At 69.5% G+C, this 16,564-nt stretch carries 11 protein-coding genes; 3 read left to right on the forward strand and 8 right to left on the reverse strand.

The genetic code is table 11. The annotated features are described in order from the left end of the window. From smc to INE98_RS06515, 3 genes are all read right to left on the reverse strand, one after another. Nucleotides 1-3,392: chromosome segregation protein SMC (smc, locus tag INE98_RS06505; RefSeq protein ID WP_293537536.1), on the reverse strand; the 3,392-nt coding region annotated here is incomplete at its 3' end. 18 nt (nucleotides 3,393-3,410) lie between these two features. Then, on the reverse strand, nucleotides 3,411-4,016 hold the full coding sequence (locus INE98_RS06510; RefSeq protein ID WP_293537538.1) for a DsbA family protein: 606 nt from the start codon (nucleotides 4,014-4,016) through the stop codon (nucleotides 3,411-3,413). Between the two features lie 74 nt (nucleotides 4,017-4,090). Continuing rightward, nucleotides 4,091-4,651 carry a DUF721 domain-containing protein gene (locus INE98_RS06515; RefSeq protein ID WP_293537540.1) on the reverse strand — a complete coding sequence of 187 codons (561 nt, stop codon included), beginning with the start codon at nucleotides 4,649-4,651 and terminating at the stop codon, nucleotides 4,091-4,093. Between the two features lie 96 nt (nucleotides 4,652-4,747). Between INE98_RS06515 and INE98_RS06520 the strand changes: the two genes are divergently transcribed. Beyond that, on the forward strand, nucleotides 4,748-5,803 hold the full coding sequence (locus tag INE98_RS06520) for an A/G-specific adenine glycosylase (protein ID WP_293537542.1): 1,056 nt from the start codon (nucleotides 4,748-4,750) through the stop codon (nucleotides 5,801-5,803). On the opposite strand, the gene INE98_RS06525 is transcribed toward INE98_RS06520, so the two are convergent. The 5 genes from INE98_RS06525 to INE98_RS06545 form a co-directional block, all read right to left on the reverse strand. Next, entirely contained in the window at nucleotides 5,760-6,932 is a 1,173-nt protein-coding gene (locus INE98_RS06525; protein WP_293537544.1) for an MFS transporter, read from the reverse strand. The genes INE98_RS06520 and INE98_RS06525 overlap by 44 nt on opposite strands. Before the next feature lie 52 nt (nucleotides 6,933-6,984). Then, nucleotides 6,985-8,064, reverse strand: a complete 1,080-nt coding sequence (locus INE98_RS06530; RefSeq protein WP_293537554.1) for a site-specific DNA-methyltransferase — start codon at nucleotides 8,062-8,064, stop codon at nucleotides 6,985-6,987. A gap of 80 nt (nucleotides 8,065-8,144) precedes the next feature. Next, nucleotides 8,145-8,765: a ribonuclease HII gene (locus INE98_RS06535; protein ID WP_293537546.1), complete on the reverse strand. Its 621-nt coding sequence runs from the start codon at nucleotides 8,763-8,765 to the stop codon at nucleotides 8,145-8,147. Further along, the gene (locus INE98_RS06540) at nucleotides 8,762-9,352 is read right to left on the reverse strand and encodes a DNA-3-methyladenine glycosylase I (protein WP_293537547.1); all 591 of its coding nucleotides are present in this window, start codon (nucleotides 9,350-9,352) and stop codon (nucleotides 8,762-8,764) included. Before INE98_RS06540 ends, INE98_RS06535 begins: the two co-directional genes overlap by 4 nt. A gap of 25 nt (nucleotides 9,353-9,377) precedes the next feature. After that, on the reverse strand, nucleotides 9,378-10,178 hold the full coding sequence (locus INE98_RS06545) for a folate-binding protein (RefSeq protein WP_293537549.1): 801 nt from the start codon (nucleotides 10,176-10,178) through the stop codon (nucleotides 9,378-9,380). On the opposite strand from INE98_RS06545, the gene INE98_RS06550 reads away from it, so the two are divergent. Then, nucleotides 10,177-11,202 carry a glycosyltransferase family 9 protein gene (locus INE98_RS06550; protein WP_293537550.1) on the forward strand — a complete coding sequence of 342 codons (1,026 nt, stop codon included), beginning with the start codon at nucleotides 10,177-10,179 and terminating at the stop codon, nucleotides 11,200-11,202. The genes INE98_RS06545 and INE98_RS06550 overlap by 2 nt on opposite strands. Before the next feature lie 209 nt (nucleotides 11,203-11,411). After that, nucleotides 11,412-16,564, forward strand: a 5,153-nt coding sequence (locus INE98_RS06555; protein ID WP_293537552.1) for an S-layer family protein, incomplete at its 3' end; no start/stop codon positions are given.

A 16,564-nucleotide genomic window follows, 5' to 3' on the forward strand; every position in this document is an offset into this window, starting at 1 on the left:
GAGACGCCCCGCTCGGCCATGGTCACCCCGAACAGGCGGTCCATCCGCGCCATGGTGACGGGGTTGTGGGTGATGGCGATGAAACGGGTCCGGGTGCGCCGGCGCATCTCGTCCAGCATGTTGCAGAAGCGGTCGACATTGGCGTCATCCAGGGGGGCGTCCACCTCGTCCAGCACGCAGATGGGCGCGGGATTGGCCAGGAAGACGGCGAAGATCAGGGCGCAGGCGGTCAGGGCCTGCTCTCCGCCGCTCATCAGGCTCATGGCGGCCAGTCGCTTGCCGGGCGGGCAGGCGAAGATCTCAAGGCCCGCCTCCAGGGGATCATCGGATTCCACCAGCCGCAGTTCGGCCTCCCCGCCCTCGAACAGGGCCTGGAACAAGGCCTTGAAATGTCCGTTGATAATGTCGAAGGCGGCCAGCAGCCGCTCGCGGCCCTCGCCGTTGAGCTCATCGATGCCCTGGCGAAGGCGGGTGATGGCGCCGGTGAGGTCCGCCTCCTCGGCCCTGAGGGTCTCGAGCCGCGCGGCGTACTCCCGAGCCTCCTCCTCGGCCCTCAGGTTCACCGCCCCCAGGGCTTCCCGCTGGCGCTCAAGGTTGTAGAGGTGCGCCTCGATCCCTCCCGCCTCGGCGGGAATGGCGACGGCCTCGTCCGCCAGGGACCGCGCCAGATCCTCGGGCTCCAGGCGCGCCGTTTCCCGGATCTGCCCCGCGACCTCATCAAGCCGTTCCCGGGCGGACTCCAGTCGGGCGTCGAGACCCGCCCTTCGCTCTCGGACCTCAGAGGCGGCGGCTTCCGCAGCACGGACCTCGCGCGTCGCCTCCGCCCGTTCCGTCTCCGCTGCGGCGAGGGCGTCGGAAGTCGCGGCCCGGCGCGCCTCTGCGGCGGAGAGCTCATTCAGCAGGGTCTGCAGGCGATCGGCATGGGTCAGAGGCTTGGCCCGCGCCGCGTCAAGGGCGGCGACGGCGGCTGTCCGTTCCGTCGCCAGGCGATCAAGGCGCTGTGAGGCTGCTGCAGCCCGCTGACGCCAGTCCTCCCGGTCCGACTGCAGGCGCTCGACCTGACGGATCCGGCCGTCCCGCTCGCGCACCTCGGTGTCGAAGTCGGCGCGCGCCCGGGCCGCGGCCTCGACGGCCGGCGGCGCAAGCGCCCTGGCGGCGTCCAGCCGGTTCGCCAGATCGCTGTCGCCGTCGGCTGCGGCGACCTCGCTCTCCACGGCGCGAAGGGCGGCCTCGCTTTCCGCGAGATCCGCCTCGAAGCGACGGATGAGCTCGTCGAGCGATTGCTTCTGGGCCTCCCGCCGGGCCGCCTCACGGTCGTGGCGTTCATGCACCTGACGGGCGCCGGCGACGGCCTGTTCCGCCGCGGCGGGCCCGGCCCTGGCGGCCTTCAGACGGGCGTCCGCCTCCGCCAGAGCGGCGGCGGCGGCGGCGAGGGCGGCGGCTGCCGAGTGCGCGTCGGGGCGGAGGCTGGCGAGAAGGGTCTCAAGTTCCGCCAGCCGGCCGCGCTGGGCCATGCGCACGGCCGCTGCGCGAGGGGCGTTCGCACGCGCCACGAAGCCATCCCAGCGCCAGAGGTCTCCCTCCAGGGAAACCAGCCGGACGCCGGGCGCGAGGCCTGCGGCGAGCCGGTCGCCTTCCGATCGCTCCACCAGGCCGACCAGGGCGAGCCGGGCGGCCAGCGCCTCCGGGGCGTCCACGCGGTCCGCGAGGGGCTGGGCCCCGGGAGGCAGGGCGATCCGAGGGCTCTTCGCCCCCTGCCAGAAGGCCGGGGCCCGGGGATCGAGCGCGGCGTCGAGATCATCCCCCAGGGCCGCGGCGAGCGCAGCCTCCAGCCCGCGCTCGGGCCGGACGCTGTCGACAGCCGGCGGAAAACCCTCCTGATCCCCGCCGGCCAGAAGCCGGATCAGTCCGCGAGCCTCGGCCTCTGCCGAGTCCAGGCGCGATCGAACCTCCCGCGCAGCGACCTGGGCCTGCGATTCCGCGGCGGCGGCGAGGGCGCGGGCGTCCTCGGCTGCCTGCAGGGCGGCGCGCGCCGCAGCGAGCGCGAACTCCGCCTCGATGAGGCGTTGCGCCGCCGCCTGGGCTTCAGGGGCGGCCTCACGGCCCAGGCTCTCGCGGTCACGCACCGCCTGCTCCAGCGCCCGCCGGGTCCGCGCCGTCCGGCCGCGCGCCTCCTCGGCGCGGGTCTCTGCGGCCCGTCGCCGCGCCGCCTCCGCCGCGGCACGGGCGGCGAGGGCCTCGACCTCGGCCTGCAGGCGATCACGCTCCGCCTCGGCGCGCCGAAGCTCTTCCTCCAGTTCCGGTCCCCGGGAAGGCGCCCTGGCGATGTCGGCCTCAAGCCCTGCGAGGTCGCGGGCCAGCCGGTCGAGGGCCGCTTCAGCGTCCGTCGTAAACTGGGTTTCCCGCACCCGGTCGGACTCTATCCGGGCGATATCCGCTTCGAGCCGGCGTACTTCGTCGGCAAGGGCCTCGGCTTCGCGCTCAAGACGATCCCGATCGATCGCCAGCTTGTTGAGAATTGCGGCCGCCACGGTCTCCGCCTCGCGGAGCGCCGGCATGGCCGCCTCCGCCCGGACCGACCGGGTGCTGGCCGCTGCGGCGGCCTGCGCCGTGGCCTCGACTCCCCTGCGCGCCTCCTCGGCCTCGGCCGCCAGCCGCCGGACAGCCTCGCCAGCCTCGTTCCAGCGTGCGTGAAGGACGGCGGCCTGGAGGGTCCGGATCTCTGTGGATAGCCGTCTGTACCGCTCGGCGTTCCGCGCTTCGCGGCGAAGGCGATTGAGGGTGGAGTCCAGTTCCCGGGCGATGTCGTCCAGCCGGGACAGATTGGTCTCGGCGGCCCTCAGGCGAAGCTCCGCCTCATGCCGGCGGGAGTGCAGGCCCGATACGCCCGCCGCTTCTTCCAGGATGAGCCTGCGGTTCTGCGGCCTGGCCGCGATCAGCTCCGAGATCTGGCCCTGCCGAACCAGCGCCGGTGAGTTCGATCCGGTCGATGCATCCGCAAAAAGAAGCTGCACGTCACGGGCCCGGACCTCGCGTCCGTTGATCCGGTAGGTCGAGCCCTCCCCCCGGTCGATCCGGCGGACGACCTCGAGGACGGGGCTGTCGTTGAAGGCCGATGGCGCCGACCTGTCCGCGTTGTCTATGGTCAGAACGACTTCGGCATGGTTGCGCGAGGTGCGCCCGCCCGAGCCTGCGAAGATCACGTCGTCCATCCCGCCGGCCCGCATGGCCTTGGCGGAGTTGGCGCCCATCACCCAGCGCAGGGCTTCCAGGAGGTTGGACTTCCCGCAGCCATTCGGCCCGACAATGCCCGTGATCCCGGGTTCGATGCGCAGTTCCGTCGCATCGACGAAGGACTTGAAACCGGAGAGCTTGAGCCTCTGGAACTGCACCTGACCTCCCGCCTGCGCCTACTTGGAGGCTTCCGCCACGGCCTTTTCGAGGGCCTCGAGGGAGATCTCGCCCGAGCCGACGGACTTGCCGTTGATGAAGAAGGCCGGCGTGCCGGTGATCCTGTCCTGCTTGATGGCGCGCTCGACGCGCGAGTTGAGCGCCTTGAGCGCCTCCTCATCGGTGATGCAGGCGTTGAACTGGGCTTCGGTCAGGCCTGCGGACTGGGCGATGCGGAGCAGCACGCCGCGCATGTCGCCGGTCTGGAAGATTTCCTGCTGACTGCGGAAAACAGCGTCCAGGACAGTGAAGTAGCGCTCCTTGCCGGCGCAGCGCGCGGTGAGGAAGGCGGCGGCGGCCAGCTCGTTCGGGGGAGTCAGGAACTCCTTGAGAGTGTAGTGAACCTTGCCGGTGTCGATGTACTTCTCCTTGAAGGTGGGGAAGACCTCGTTGTTGAACGTGGCGCAGTGCGTGCAGCTCGCCGACGCATACTCCACCATCTTCACGGGCGCGTTCGGGTCGCCGAGGGTCATGTCGTCGGCGGAGGGCGCGGGGCCTCGGCTGCACGCCGCCAGAAGAAGAGCGCCGGCCAGGGCGGCCAGGGCGAGAGGACGGAACCGGGACATGTCGCCTCCACAAGGGTCACAGCAGGGAAGTAAACCCCGATTCTAGGCCCCGCGGCATTCCGGCCATAGGCCCCTCAGGGGGTGGGGGGATGGTTTCTGTGGACGGACCGACCCAGGGCGACCAGGGCCTTGCGCAGGCGTTCGGTACGGGCGGGGGAGGCGTCACGCGAAAGCTCGGCCTCGACGGCGGCGTCCAGGGGCGGCGGCCGACGGCGGATGGCGATCTGAGCGGGCGCCGACGCGGGGCGGAGCCGCAGGGGCCCCTGAACCACCCGCAGCCGCCCCGCCGTTTCCGCACCGAGGAAAAGGTTCACCCGCTCCAGGATTTCGGCGCTGCGATGTTGCACGAGGGTGGCTGAGGGCCCGGCGACCCGGATTTCCAGCACCCCCGGTCCGTCACCTCGTCGGGGAGACAGCCGGACAGGCTCGGTCCGGCGGGCGAGCTCGATCCCCACGATCTCCGGCCAGCGGGCCTGGAGCGCGGCCGGACCCTGGCCGAAGCGCTCGTCCAGGGTCTTGAGAAGGGGGGCGAGGCTGCGCCCGGCAGGGGGCGCAGGCCGCCGCGCAGGGCGGGTGCGCCGGCGGGCGAGGATTTCGGCGGCTTCGGCCAGGGTGGGAAGTCTGCGGTTGGGCACATGGCCATCCTACCGTGACAGGGTCGCTGCGGGCGAGTCTCCTTCCGCCCCCACCCGAGCATTCCGGCGGCGGGCGAAACCGCCTAGGGTCGGGGCATGGACATCGAAGGCCTGCAGCGCAGCATTCTTGACTGGTACGGCGCCAACGCCCGTTCCCTGCCCTGGCGGCGTCCGCCCGGGGAGGGCCGGAAGGGTCCGGCGCCCGACGCCTATCATGTCTGGCTCTCCGAAGTGATGCTGCAGCAGACGACGGTCGTCCACGCCGCCCCCTATTACGAGCGCTTCCTCCGCCGGTGGCCGACCGTCACAGCTCTCGCCGACGCCGACGATGGAGAGGTGATGGCCGCCTGGGCGGGGCTGGGCTACTACGCCCGCGCCCGGAACCTGCTGGCCTGCGCACGGGCTGTCAGGGACAGGTTCGACGGCCGGTTTCCCGAGACCGAGGCCGCCCTCAGGGAACTCCCTGGACTGGGCCCCTATACCGCCGCAGCGGTGGCGGCCATCGCCTTCAACCGGCCTTCCAACGTGGTCGACGGCAATGTCGAGCGGGTGATGGCCCGGCTGTTCGCGGTGGAGACGCCCCTCCCGGCGGCGCGGCCGGAACTTCGGGAGCTTGCGGCCGGACTTGTCTTCGCCGCTGCGCCCGGAGACTGGGCTCAGGCTCTCATGGACCTTGGCGCGACGGTCTGCCGCCCCCGATCGCCCCAGTGTCCCCGTTGCCCCGCAGAGACGGCGTGCGCAGCGCGGTTGTCGGGAGCGCCTGAGGGCTGGCCCCGAAAGACCCCGCGCAACCTGCGCCCGGACCGGGCCGGCGTCGTGTTCGTCCTGCGCGTCAAGGGTCGCATTGCTGTCGTTCGCCGGCCGCCCCGGGGGTTGCTGGGCGGCATGCTGGGTCTCCCCGGGACAGCCTGGACGGCGGAGGGGCCTGGCGAAGCCGAGATCCTCGCCGCCGCGCCGGCGAATCTCGCCTGGCGCGATGTCGGCGCGGTGGAGCACGTCTTCACTCACTTCCGCCTGACGCTCCGGGTCCTGGCGGCGGAAGGCGACCCGGAGGCGGGCTTCGAGATGCTCGAGGAGACCTCGCTGGGAGACCTGCCGAGTGTCTTCCTCAAGGCGGCCCGACGGGCTCTGGGGATGATCGGCGGGGCATGAATACCGCAGACAGGGCCATGCCCGCGAGGGAGATGCAGATCGCCGAGGCCGGTATTCCGGGTACGCCCGCCGTCGCCAGGGCGAAGCCGCCGACCGCCGACCCCATGGCCTGACCCATCGAATTCACCGACCCGTTCACCGCCATCGCCAGGGGCGCCCCCTGGCTCGTCTGGATGATCCTGGAGGACAGGACCGGCATCAGCGAGAAGAGGGAGCTCGAGGCCAGCAGGATGGCCGTCGCCACGAGCAGCTGGCTGGGGAGGCCCGGCGGCGTCAGATGGTTTGTGGCGGCCACATGCAGGCTCATCGCGACGAGCTGCCCGACGAAGCAGAGGATGACCCACTCGCGGCCCTCTCCCCGGTCGCCGGCCCGGCCGCCAAGGGCCAGTCCGACGATGGAGCCAAGGCCGATCACCATCTGGAACAGTCCCACCCCGGCCCCTGTGACGCCGGCGCCCACCCGGACCACCGGCGCGATGAAGAGGTTCACGGTCATGTTGGCGGCGAAGCAGAAGAAGGTGCCTGCGTAGAGCGGCAGGAGGGGCGTCAGGACCATTCGCCCGCCGGCTGCGGCGGGAGTCGGCCGGACCGAGGGCATGAAGGTCAGCACTCCTACAAAGGCCAGTCCGGTGAGGGCGCCGGCCAGGACGAAGGTCGAGCGCCAGCCGAAGTGGGCGCCCACGAAGCTGCCGAGGGGGATTCCGATGACGAAGGCCATGGTCATGCCGCCCATGACCATGGCGACAGCCGATCCCCGCCGCTCGGGCGGGACAAGGGCGGCGGCGGCGACGCTTGCGGAGGGACCCGCGATGGCCGCTGCAAGGCCGACGAAGGTGCGCATGACCAGGAGGGACTGGAAGCTGTCCGCCACCGCGCAGGCCAGGTTGGCCAGGGCGCCGAACCCGAGGGACGCGATCAGCAGGAGGCGACGGTCCACCCGGCCGAGCATCCAGGCGAGGGGAGGGCCCAGCAGGGCCGAGATGAGCACATAGGAGGTCTGGAGCTGGCCCGCCACGGCGGTCGAGACGCCGAGGTCCCGGGCCATGGTTTCCAGGACGCCCGCAAAGATGAAGGCGGTCGACCCAAAGGCGAAGGTGGAGAGGGTCAGGACCAGGATGCGCGGGTTCATCCCCGCAGCTTAGACCTCCGGCGCCCGCGGCAAAGCGAAAACGCGGTCCGTCTCAGCCGGGAAGCCGGCTGCGGACCTGGGTGCGAAGGACGTCGATGGGGGTCAGGCCCTTGTCGGTCCGGAAATGCCAGTAGGTCCACCCGTTGCAGGCCGGGGCGGACTGGACCATTGCGCCGACCTTGTGGATGGAGCCCGTCAGATCGCCCAGGACGAGGGAGCCGTCCGCCCGGACCCGAGCGCTCCGTTCGCCCTTCGGGCAATAGAGAACGTCGCCAGGGCGCAGCAGTCCCGCCTCCAGGATCTGTCCGAACGGAACCCGGGGCTCGGCGCGCCGGGAGCCGGTGACCTGCAGGTCCTCCGGCGCGACCGGCTGGACCCGGGCGATCCGCTCACGGGCCAGGGCGACGTACTCGGACTCCCGCTCGATCCCGAGATACCGGCGGCCGAGCCTGCGGGCTGCGGCCCCGGTGGTCCCCGTGCCGAAGAAGGGATCAAGGACCAGGTCTCCCGGTCGGGTGGAGGCCAGGAGGACCCTGTGCAGCAAGGCCTCAGGCTTCTGCGTGGGATGGGCCTTGGACCCGCTCTCGTCCTTGAGCCGCTCCTCGCCGGTGCACAGCGGGAAGGTCCAGTCCGAGCGCATCTGCAGTTCGTCGTTGGCCATCTTCATGGCGTCGTAGTTGAAGGTGTAGCGCTTTGCGCCCCGGCCCTTGGCCGCCCAGATCAGGGTCTCATGGGCGTTGGTGAAGCGCGCGCCCTTGAAGTTGGGCATGGGGTTGGTCTTGCGCCAGACCACGTCGTTGAGGATCCAGAAGCCGAGGTCCTGAAGGATCGTCCCGACCCGGAAGATGTTGTGATAGCTGCCGATCACCCAGATGGCGCCATCGTCCTTCAGGACCCGCCGGCACTCGGCCAGCCAGGCCCGGGTGAAGGCGTCGTAGGCTGAGAAGCTCTCGAACTGGTCCCAGTGGTCGTCGACGGCGTCGACGCGGGAATTGTCCGGGCGCAGCAGGTCCCCACCCAGTTGCAGGTTGTAGGGCGGATCGGCGAAGACGAGGTCCACCGAGCGGTCGGGCAGGCTCTTCAGAACCTCGATGCAGTCGCCCTGGAGGATGGTGTCGGGGGTCACGCCCAGCCCTTCGCGGTCGGAATCCGGAAGGGGAATCTTCCTCTCACGTGGTTGAAAGACTGTTTCCGAACATGGTGAACAGCGAATTAAACCTTTGAATCCAAAAGGGCCCGGATCGGCGCCCAGGTCATCCTGTGAGCCGGGCAGGGGCCCAGCCGGCGAAGCGCCTCGACATGCCGGGGCGCGTGATAGCCCTTGTGCGCGGCAAAGCCGTAGTCCGGCCAGTCCCGGTCGAGATCGATCATCACCCGGTCCCGGGCGGTCTTGGCCAGGATGGAGGCGGCGGCGATGGAGACCGAAAGGCTGTCGCCCTTCACCACAGGCCGGACGGGCGCGGGCAGGTCGAAGCGCCAGGATCCGTCCACGAGGATGAAGGCGGGCGGGATGGCGAGGGCCTCCACCGCCCGACGCATGGCCAGGCCGGTGGGCTGCAGGATATTCATCCCGTCGATCTCCTGGACGCTCGCGAAGCCCACGCCCCAGGCCAGGGCGGCCGCCTTGAGCTCGGTCTCCAGGGCGGCGCGCCGGCGCTCGGAAAGAGACTTGGAGTCGTTGAGGCCCCCGGGGATGCGCGCCGGGTCGAAGATCACCGCGGCGGCGCTGACCGGTCCGGCCCAGGGCCCGCGACCCGCTTCGTCGACCCCGCAGACTGGCCCGGGGGAAGCCGCCTCAAGGGTGTAGTCCGGTCCGGTCCGGCGAGGGGTCACCCCGCCATCTCCAGGACGGCGGCGTGACGGTGACAGGACACGAGGTGGTCGTTGACCATCCCCACGGCCTGCATGAAGGCGTACACGATGACAGGGCCGCAGAACTTGAACCCCTTGGCCCTGAGCGCGGCTGAGATTTCCCGGCTGAGCGGAGTTTCGGCCGGCACGTCCTCCAGCCTCTCGGCCCATGTCTGGATCGGCTTGCCTTCCGTGAAGCTCCAGAGGAAGTCCGAGAAGTCGACGCCCGCCTCCCTCATGTCGAGGAAGATCCGGGCCCCGGAGACAGCCGCGTCGATCTTGGCTGCGGACCTGACGATTCCGGGATTGGCGAGCAGCCGGGCCCTGTCGGCCTCTCCGAACCGGGCGACCGCCTCGGGATCGAACCCTGCGAAGGCCTCCCGGAAGGCCTCTCGCTTCCGGAGGATGGTGATCCAGGCCAGTCCCGCCTGGAAGCCGTCGAGAACCAGCTTTTCCCAGAGTGCGGCGGACTCCCGTTCGGGAACGCCCCATTCCCGGTCATGATAGGCCTCGTAGAGGGCGTCTCCGGACAGGCCGCGCCAGTCGCATCGAATCAGGCTTTCGCTCATGCGGGCGACCCTCGCAGGCGGGGGCTCAACCCGGCAAGGGCTCCGCCACAGTCACCGGCCGACCGTCCACAGTGAGGTCGCCATCGATCCTGTCCTGGCGCAGCAGGGCCAGGGCAAGACCGTCCACGCCGGAGCGGACCTCTCCAGCCCGCAACTCCCCGTTCAGCACCTCTGACCCCCTGGGTGGCGGCGGTCCCTCGAAGCGGATGGCGGTGAGCCGTGTCTTGACCTGGCCCCGCCGTTTCATCCGAGACGTGGTTTCCTGGCCCACGAAGCATCCTTTGGCGAAGTCGATGCCGTCGACCCGATCGAAGTTCAGTTCGACGGGATAGTCCTTGTCGAAGTCGAAATCCTCGGAATCCCCGATGCCGAACGACAGCCGCCGCCGCCGCCAGTCCGCAAGGGTCGCCGTCTCCTGCGGCGGTTCGGACGGCGCCCAGGCGCGCCAGCCGAGGCCGGGGCGCCGCGGGTCGGCGATCCACTCCGGTCCGGGGCGCTCAGATACCGGGCGTTCCGGCCAGCAGACCCAGACCGCGGCGTCGACCGGCCGGATCTCCACGCGGGCGCGCAGGCGATAGATCCTGAGGCGCGCAATCAGTTCGTCCCGTCGACTGGCGGCGACATCCAGCCACACGCCTTCAGTCCTGCCCAGGATGAAAAGGTCGAAGAGCAGTCGCCCCTGGGGCGTCAGAAGACCGCCATACCTGACCTCGCCTCCGGCGAGACCCTCGACGGACTGGCTGAGCAGGCCCTGAAGAAAGGTGGTGCGGTCCTCGCCGGCAACTTCAACGACGACCCGGTCCGTCAAGCGAACGAAGTTTGTCATGGACAGGCCCTCCCGGCGGCTGGAGCCTAAACTAGGGTCCGATTATGTATCTGCAATGCGGTCCGCGACCTTTCCGATTCTGTTCATCACCGCCACCCGGATCGGAGACGCCGTCCTGTCCTCCGGCCTGCTGCGGCGGCTCCACGAAGAAGTCCCGGGCGCCCGATTCACGATCGTCGCCGGGCCGGCGGCTGCGCCGCTCTTCGAGGATGTCCCGGGACTCGAGAGGATCATCTCGTTTGAGAAATCCCGGGACGGGGGTCACTGGATACGCCTCTGGAACGAGGTGGCCCGCCGCCGTTGGGGGTTGGTGGTCGACCTCCGCGGATCGGCGATCAGCAGCTTCCTGAGGCGCCGACGTCGCGCCGTCTATCGCCGCAGCCCCGGCCCCCCCGTTCACAAGGTGATCGAGGCGGGGCGGGTCCTTGGCCTTCAGGACGACCCGCCCGCCCCTCACATCTTTGTCGGGGAGACCGCGGCGCGGCAGGCCGCCGCCCTGGTGGCCGGACAGGGGCCCATACTCGCCCTGGGACCTGCGGCGAACTGGGTGGGCAAGACCTGGCCGCTTGAGCGCTTCGCCCGGGTCGCCATCCAGCTCCTGGGTCCGGGCGGTCCCCTCGCGGGCGGGAGGCTGCTGGTGGCCGGGTCGGCTCAGGACGCCCATGTCCTTCCCACCCTGAGGGCGGTGCTTCCCAGGGAGCGCTTCATCGACCTGGTGGGCCGTGTCGATCTGGTCACCCTTCATGCGGCTCTGGGGTCAGCCCGCCTTTTCATTGGCAACGACTCCGGGCTGATGCACCTGGCGGCCGCGGCGGGGGCGCCGACCCTCGGACTCTTCGGACCCTCCGACGAACAGCTTTACGCCCCCTGGGGCGAGCGGGGCCGGGTCCTGAGAGGCGCACGCACCCTCGACCAGATCCGCACCCTGGACCCGAACCTTTCCCAGGCCATCTGCCACATGATGGACCTGTCGGTGGACAGCGTCGTCGCCGCCGCCCGAAGGCTGGTGTCCGAGACCGCATGACCGGACTTGGAAAGTGCGACTGCCACTGGTTTCGGGAAATACATCCTTAACGCTTTTTTCATTCTTTACATTCGGGTTCTTTTGGAGCTTCGGTATCGGCCGCGAGCGTGGAGGAGCTATGCCGAAAGGTTGGCCTCACACTCTTTGTTTGGAAATGTCTTGAAGCAGTGGCAGCAAAAAGCAAAGCGTTCGGATCGTCCGGTGAGGACGTGGAGACAAGAGCGCTTGCCCTGAATGCTGGCCGCTTGCCTGTGCGCCGGCGGGTCCGAACACTGAAGTCCATCCTACTGACGGGCGTCTTCGCAGGCCTTGCAGGCGGCGTGCTCGCCGAGGGCGCGCCGGAGCTGCCGACCGACGGCGTCTTCACGGCCGGCTCCGGTGTGATCGGACCGCCCATCGCCGGCGGCCTGCAGGTGCAGCAGACCTCAGCGCGCGGGATCATCGACTGGCGGACCTTTTCGATCGGACAGGGCGGCGCGGTCTCCATTCTCAACGGCCAGGGCGCCACGCTGAACCGGGTGACCAGCGGGCAGCTGTCGACGATCCGGGGGACGCTCAGCGCCACCGGCTCGGTCTACCTCGTCAATCCCCAGGGCGTGGTCATCAGCGGCGAAGGTCGAATCCTCGCTGGCGGCGCGGTCGGGGTCCTGACTCGGGACATCTCGAACGCGGACTTCCTATCGGACGGGCCTTTCACGGCGCGAGGACAGTCGGACGCCGGAGTTGTCAACCTCGGCACGATCGTTTCGCGGAACGGCGACGTCTTCCTCGTCGGATCCTCGGTCCGAAACGACGGTGAGATCACCGCGGGATCGGGGCTCGCCGGGCTGGCCGCCGGTGACACGGTGATCATTGCGCCCGGTGAGGGCGTCCGTGGCCTCTATGTCGCTGCGGACTCCGTTGGGAGCGGGGACATCTCCGTCACCGGACGGATCGCCGCCGCCGCCGCCGTCCTGGAGTCCGCCGGGGGGGATGTCTATGTCCTCGCCGGAAATCGGTCCGGAACCATCCAGGCGACCGGAGTCCAACAGTCCGGCGGCCAGATCTGGCTGTCGGCGCCTGAAGGCGATGTCCGGGTGGGCGGCGGCCTGCGCGCCTCAAGGGGCGAGGCGGGCGGAGACATCACCGTTTCGGGCCGCACTGTTGCGGTGGCTGGCTCGGCGGTCGTGGACGCTTCGGGAACCTCCGGCGGGACCGTCCTGGTGGGCGTCACGGCGCCGGGGCAGGGTCTCTCCGACGTCACGACGATCGCCTCGGGCGCGCGCATTCTGGCGGGTGGCCCCGCCGGCGGAGGAATGGTCGAGACGTCAGGTCACCTTGTGACCATCGGCGACGCCACCATTCGCGCCGGGGAGGGCGGGCTCTGGCTGGTGGATCCGGTGGATCTGACCATCGACGCTCCGGCCGCCTCGACCATCACCTCGGCCCTGAACGCGGGCACGAACGTGACCCAGGTGACGAACGCCACCGGCGCCGTCGGTGCGGGCTCGCAGGCAAGTGGTCCGGGCGACATCATTGTCGCCGCCCCGATCAGCTGGACAGGCGCCGGATCGCTGACCCTCGACGCCTACCGGGATGTTCAGGTCAACGCCGCCATCGACGGAACCGGGAGTGGCGGGCTGACCCTTCTGGCGCGTCGCTCGATCTCCGCGGGCGCCGCCATCCGTGCCTCCACCCTGACCCTGACAGCCACCACGGGCGGGATCACGACCACGGCCGCCGGAGCGCTCACCGGCCTGAACGGCGTCACCCTGACTTCGGCCCAGGCCATCAGCCTTGGCGGTGCAGTGTCAAATCTGACAAGCGGACAGCTTCGGATCTCCGGTTCGTCCGGCGTGACCGTGTCTGGCGCCGTCTCCGGGCCGACAGTCAGCCTGTCCGCGAACGGCGGCGACCTTACCATCGGCTCTTCGGGCTCGGTCTCTGGGACCAACGCCGTCACCCTCGGAACCACCGGGAACTTCGTCAACAACGGGGGCGCAAGCGCGGTCGGGTCATCCGCCGGGCGCTGGGTGATCTATTCCACCAGTCCCACGACGGACACGATCGGCGGGCTCGCCTTCGATTTCATCCAGTACGCCGCCAGCTATCCGGCGAACGGTGCGGGCGCGACGGCGCCGGCGCAGAGCTCCGGCAACGGCCTGCTCTACAGTCTGGCGCCGACCCTGTCGTTTGGCCTGACGGGAGCGATCTCCAAGACCTACGACGGAAGCACGGCCGCGACCCTGGCCCCGGCGAACATCCTGGCCACCGGCCTGGTCGGCGCCGACTCCCTCGCCCTCTCGGCGGCTTACGCCTCCGCCAATGCGGGAGAACAGATCGGGGTGACGGCCTCAAGTCCGGTTCTCACGAACGCCGGCAAGCCGGTCTACGGGTACGCCATCCCGACCCCCTCGGTGACCGCCTATATCGGGACGATCCAGCGCAGGACGATCCTCGCCTCGATCATCGGCACGCCCACCAAGATCTATAACAGAAGCACGTTCGCCAGCCTCAGTTCGGCGAACTTCCAGCTCTCAGGCTTTGTCCCGGGGGAAGGCGCGACGGTGGTGTCCACGACGGGCGCGACCTACGATTCGGATCAGGCCGGCGCGCGGACTGTGACGGCGGGCCTGGCGGTCACGAGCTTCTCGGCCTCTGGAGGGACAAATCTCTTCAACTACGACCTGCCGACGACGGCGTCAGGCTCAGGGGCGATCAACAAGGCCACAGTCCGTGTGGCCGGCGTCCTTACCGGCAACAAGACCTACGATGGCGCGACGACAGCCGACCTGGACATCTCCCAGGCGGTCCTCTTCGGGCAGGTGGCGGGCGACGCCGTCAGCCTGGACCTCTCCGCCGCCCGCGGCGATTACGCCTCGGCCAATGTCGGGGCGGGCCACACCGTCACGGCTTCGGGCTTTGCGCTCTCCGGCGCCTCCGCTGCGAACTATACCCTGGTGCAGCCCCTGGGGCTGACCGGCTCCATCACGGCCCGCAGCGTTTCGATCGTGGGGCTCTCGGCCCAGAACAAGGTCTATGACGGGAACAGCATCGCGACCCTCAACCTGACGGGACTCACCCTGAACGGCGTCATCCCCGGGGACGTCGGCCAGGTGAGCCTGACGACAGGCGGCGCCAGCGCGAACTTCGAGACCGCCAACGCCGGCCTCGGCCTGCTGGTGAGTGTCTCCGGATTCGGGCTCTCAGGGACCAAGGGGGGTAACTACGCCCTCTCCTCGCTCACGCTCTCGGCCGACATCACCCCGCGTCCCCTGACGGCGACCATCACCGGTAATCCGACCAAGGTCTACAACGCGACCACGACAGCGACCGTCGATAGCTCCGCCTATTCGCTGTCGGGCTTCGTGGCTGGCCAGGGCGCCAGCGTGACGTCCAAGGCCACCGCCTACTATGACAGCGCTGGCGCCGGCGCGCGAACGGTCACCGCCAGCATCACGACCCCCGACCTTACGGCGAACGCCGGGACCGACCTGGCCAACTACATCCTGCCGACCACGGCGACCGGCGGGGGGACGATCACCAGGGCCCCGGTGACCTTCAACATCGTGGGCAATCCGACCAAGTCTTACGACGCCAGCGCGGTCGCGACGCTGGCGCCCTCGAATTTCCAGGTCGTGGGCCTGCTGGCGGCCGATAGCCTGACAGTGACCCAGACCACGGGGACCTACGCTTCGGCGAACGCCGGCTCCTGGCAGGTGACGGCTGACCTGACCGGCAAGATCTCAGGCGCGGCCTCCCTGTTCAACAACTACACCTTCGCCGATACGGCGACCGGGACGGGATCGATCACCCCGGCGCTCCTGGCCGAGGGCGGGGCTGGCCCGACCTTCAACCTCAACGGGCGCCTGGTGGGCAATCCGACCAAGGTCTACGACGGGACGGCCGTCATCACGGGCCTGACCCCGGCCAGCTTCGTTCTGACGGGCCTCCAGGGGTCCGACGCGATCCAGGTCGTCAAGACGACGGGTGCATTCGAGGACGTCAATGCGGGGGTGCAGCGCATCCGCGTCGACCTGGACAGCAACCCGCTCACGACGGCGGACTATCTCGCAGGTCCCGGGACGCTGCTCAGCAACTACGTGCTGCCGTCGGCCCTGTTCGGCAACGGCACGATCACGCCCAAGTCGCTGGACATAAGCCTGACGGGCGACACCTCGAAGACCTACAACGGCAGCAATGTCGCGGTCCTGACCAGCGCCAACTTCGCCGTCTCCGGGCTGGTCGGCGCGGACTCGATCACTGTCGCACAGGCCGCACAGGCGCTTTACGATTCCAGCGGCGCCGGTGCGCGCACCATCACGGTCAACCTTGCGGCGACGGACTTCCGGGTCTCCGGGTCCACGAGGCTCTCCAACTACGTCCTGCCGGGCACTGTGGCGGGCTCCGGGACGATCCTGCAGGCGCCCCTGAGGGTGCTACGCCATGTGGCGAACAACAAGACCTACGACGGCTCCAATGTCGCCAATCTCGACTTCTCGAGGGCCACGCTGTTCGGCGCCGTGGCGGGGGATCCGGTGTCGCTCAACACCGGCGGTGTGAGCGCGACCTTCTCCCAGATCAACGCCGGATCGGGTCTCGGGATCACCGTCTCGGGGCTTGGCCTCTCCGGGAGCAGCGCGGCGAACTACGCCCTCACCCCCCTGACGGGCCTGACCGCGAGAATTGCCCCCCGTGAGCTCAGCGTATCCGGCGTATTCGCCAATTCCCGGAGCTACAACGCCGGTGCGTCGGCGACGCTCAATACCGCAGGCGCGACCCTCAACGGGGTTCTCCCGGGGGATGTGGGGCAGGTCAACCTCAACCTCGCAGGCGTCGGCGGCGTCTTCGCCTCGATCAATGTCCGAAACAGCATACGGGTCACCGCCTCAGGCTTCGCCCTGAACGGCGAAAAGGCGGGCAACTACTCCGTCGCTCAACCGGCAGGCCTGACGGCAAACATCACCCAGGCGTCGCTGACCGCCACGGTTGTTGCGACCCCGACCAAGACTTACGATGGAACGACCTCCGTAAGCGTGCCCGTCTCCGGCATCTCTATCTCCGGGTTCTTCGGGTCGGACGGAGCAACGGTGGGTCAGTACGCCGGTGCGGCCTTCAGCTCCCCGGGCGCGGCGGGAAGCGTCGGCCTCACGGTGACCCTCAGCGCGCCTGACCTTGTCGCCACGGGCGCGACCGACCTGTCCAATTACCAACTCCCCACCACAGCCAGCGGAATTGGGGTCATCAACCGGGCGAGCCTCGCAGCCCGGGTCGTTGGCCGCCCGACCAAGGTCTTCGATGGCGGAACAGCCGCCACGGTTTCCGCCGGCGACTTCGTGCTGGCCGGCTTCGTCAGCGGTCAGGGTGCGAGCATCAACGCAAC

This window comes from Phenylobacterium sp. (genome assembly GCF_020253645.1).
Classification (GTDB): domain Bacteria; phylum Pseudomonadota; class Alphaproteobacteria; order Caulobacterales; family Caulobacteraceae; genus Phenylobacterium.

Bases quoted from the DNA above. Each gene is read 5' to 3' on its own strand.
- INE98_RS06550 (WP_293537550.1), top strand. From the start codon at position 10,177: ATGGACAGGCCCTCCCGGCGGCTGGAGCCTAAACTAGGGTCCGATTAT.
- INE98_RS06520 (WP_293537542.1), top strand. From the start codon at position 4,748: ATGGACATCGAAGGCCTGCAGCGCAGCATTCTTGACTGGTACGGCGCC.
- INE98_RS06540 (WP_293537547.1), bottom strand. From the start codon at position 9,352: ATGAGCGAAAGCCTGATTCGATGCGACTGGCGCGGCCTGTCCGGAGAC.
- INE98_RS06510 (WP_293537538.1), bottom strand. From the start codon at position 4,016: ATGTCCCGGTTCCGTCCTCTCGCCCTGGCCGCCCTGGCCGGCGCTCTT.
- INE98_RS06525 (WP_293537544.1), bottom strand. From the start codon at position 6,932: ATGAACCCGCGCATCCTGGTCCTGACCCTCTCCACCTTCGCCTTTGGG.
- INE98_RS06545 (WP_293537549.1), bottom strand. From the start codon at position 10,178: ATGACAAACTTCGTTCGCTTGACGGACCGGGTCGTCGTTGAAGTTGCC.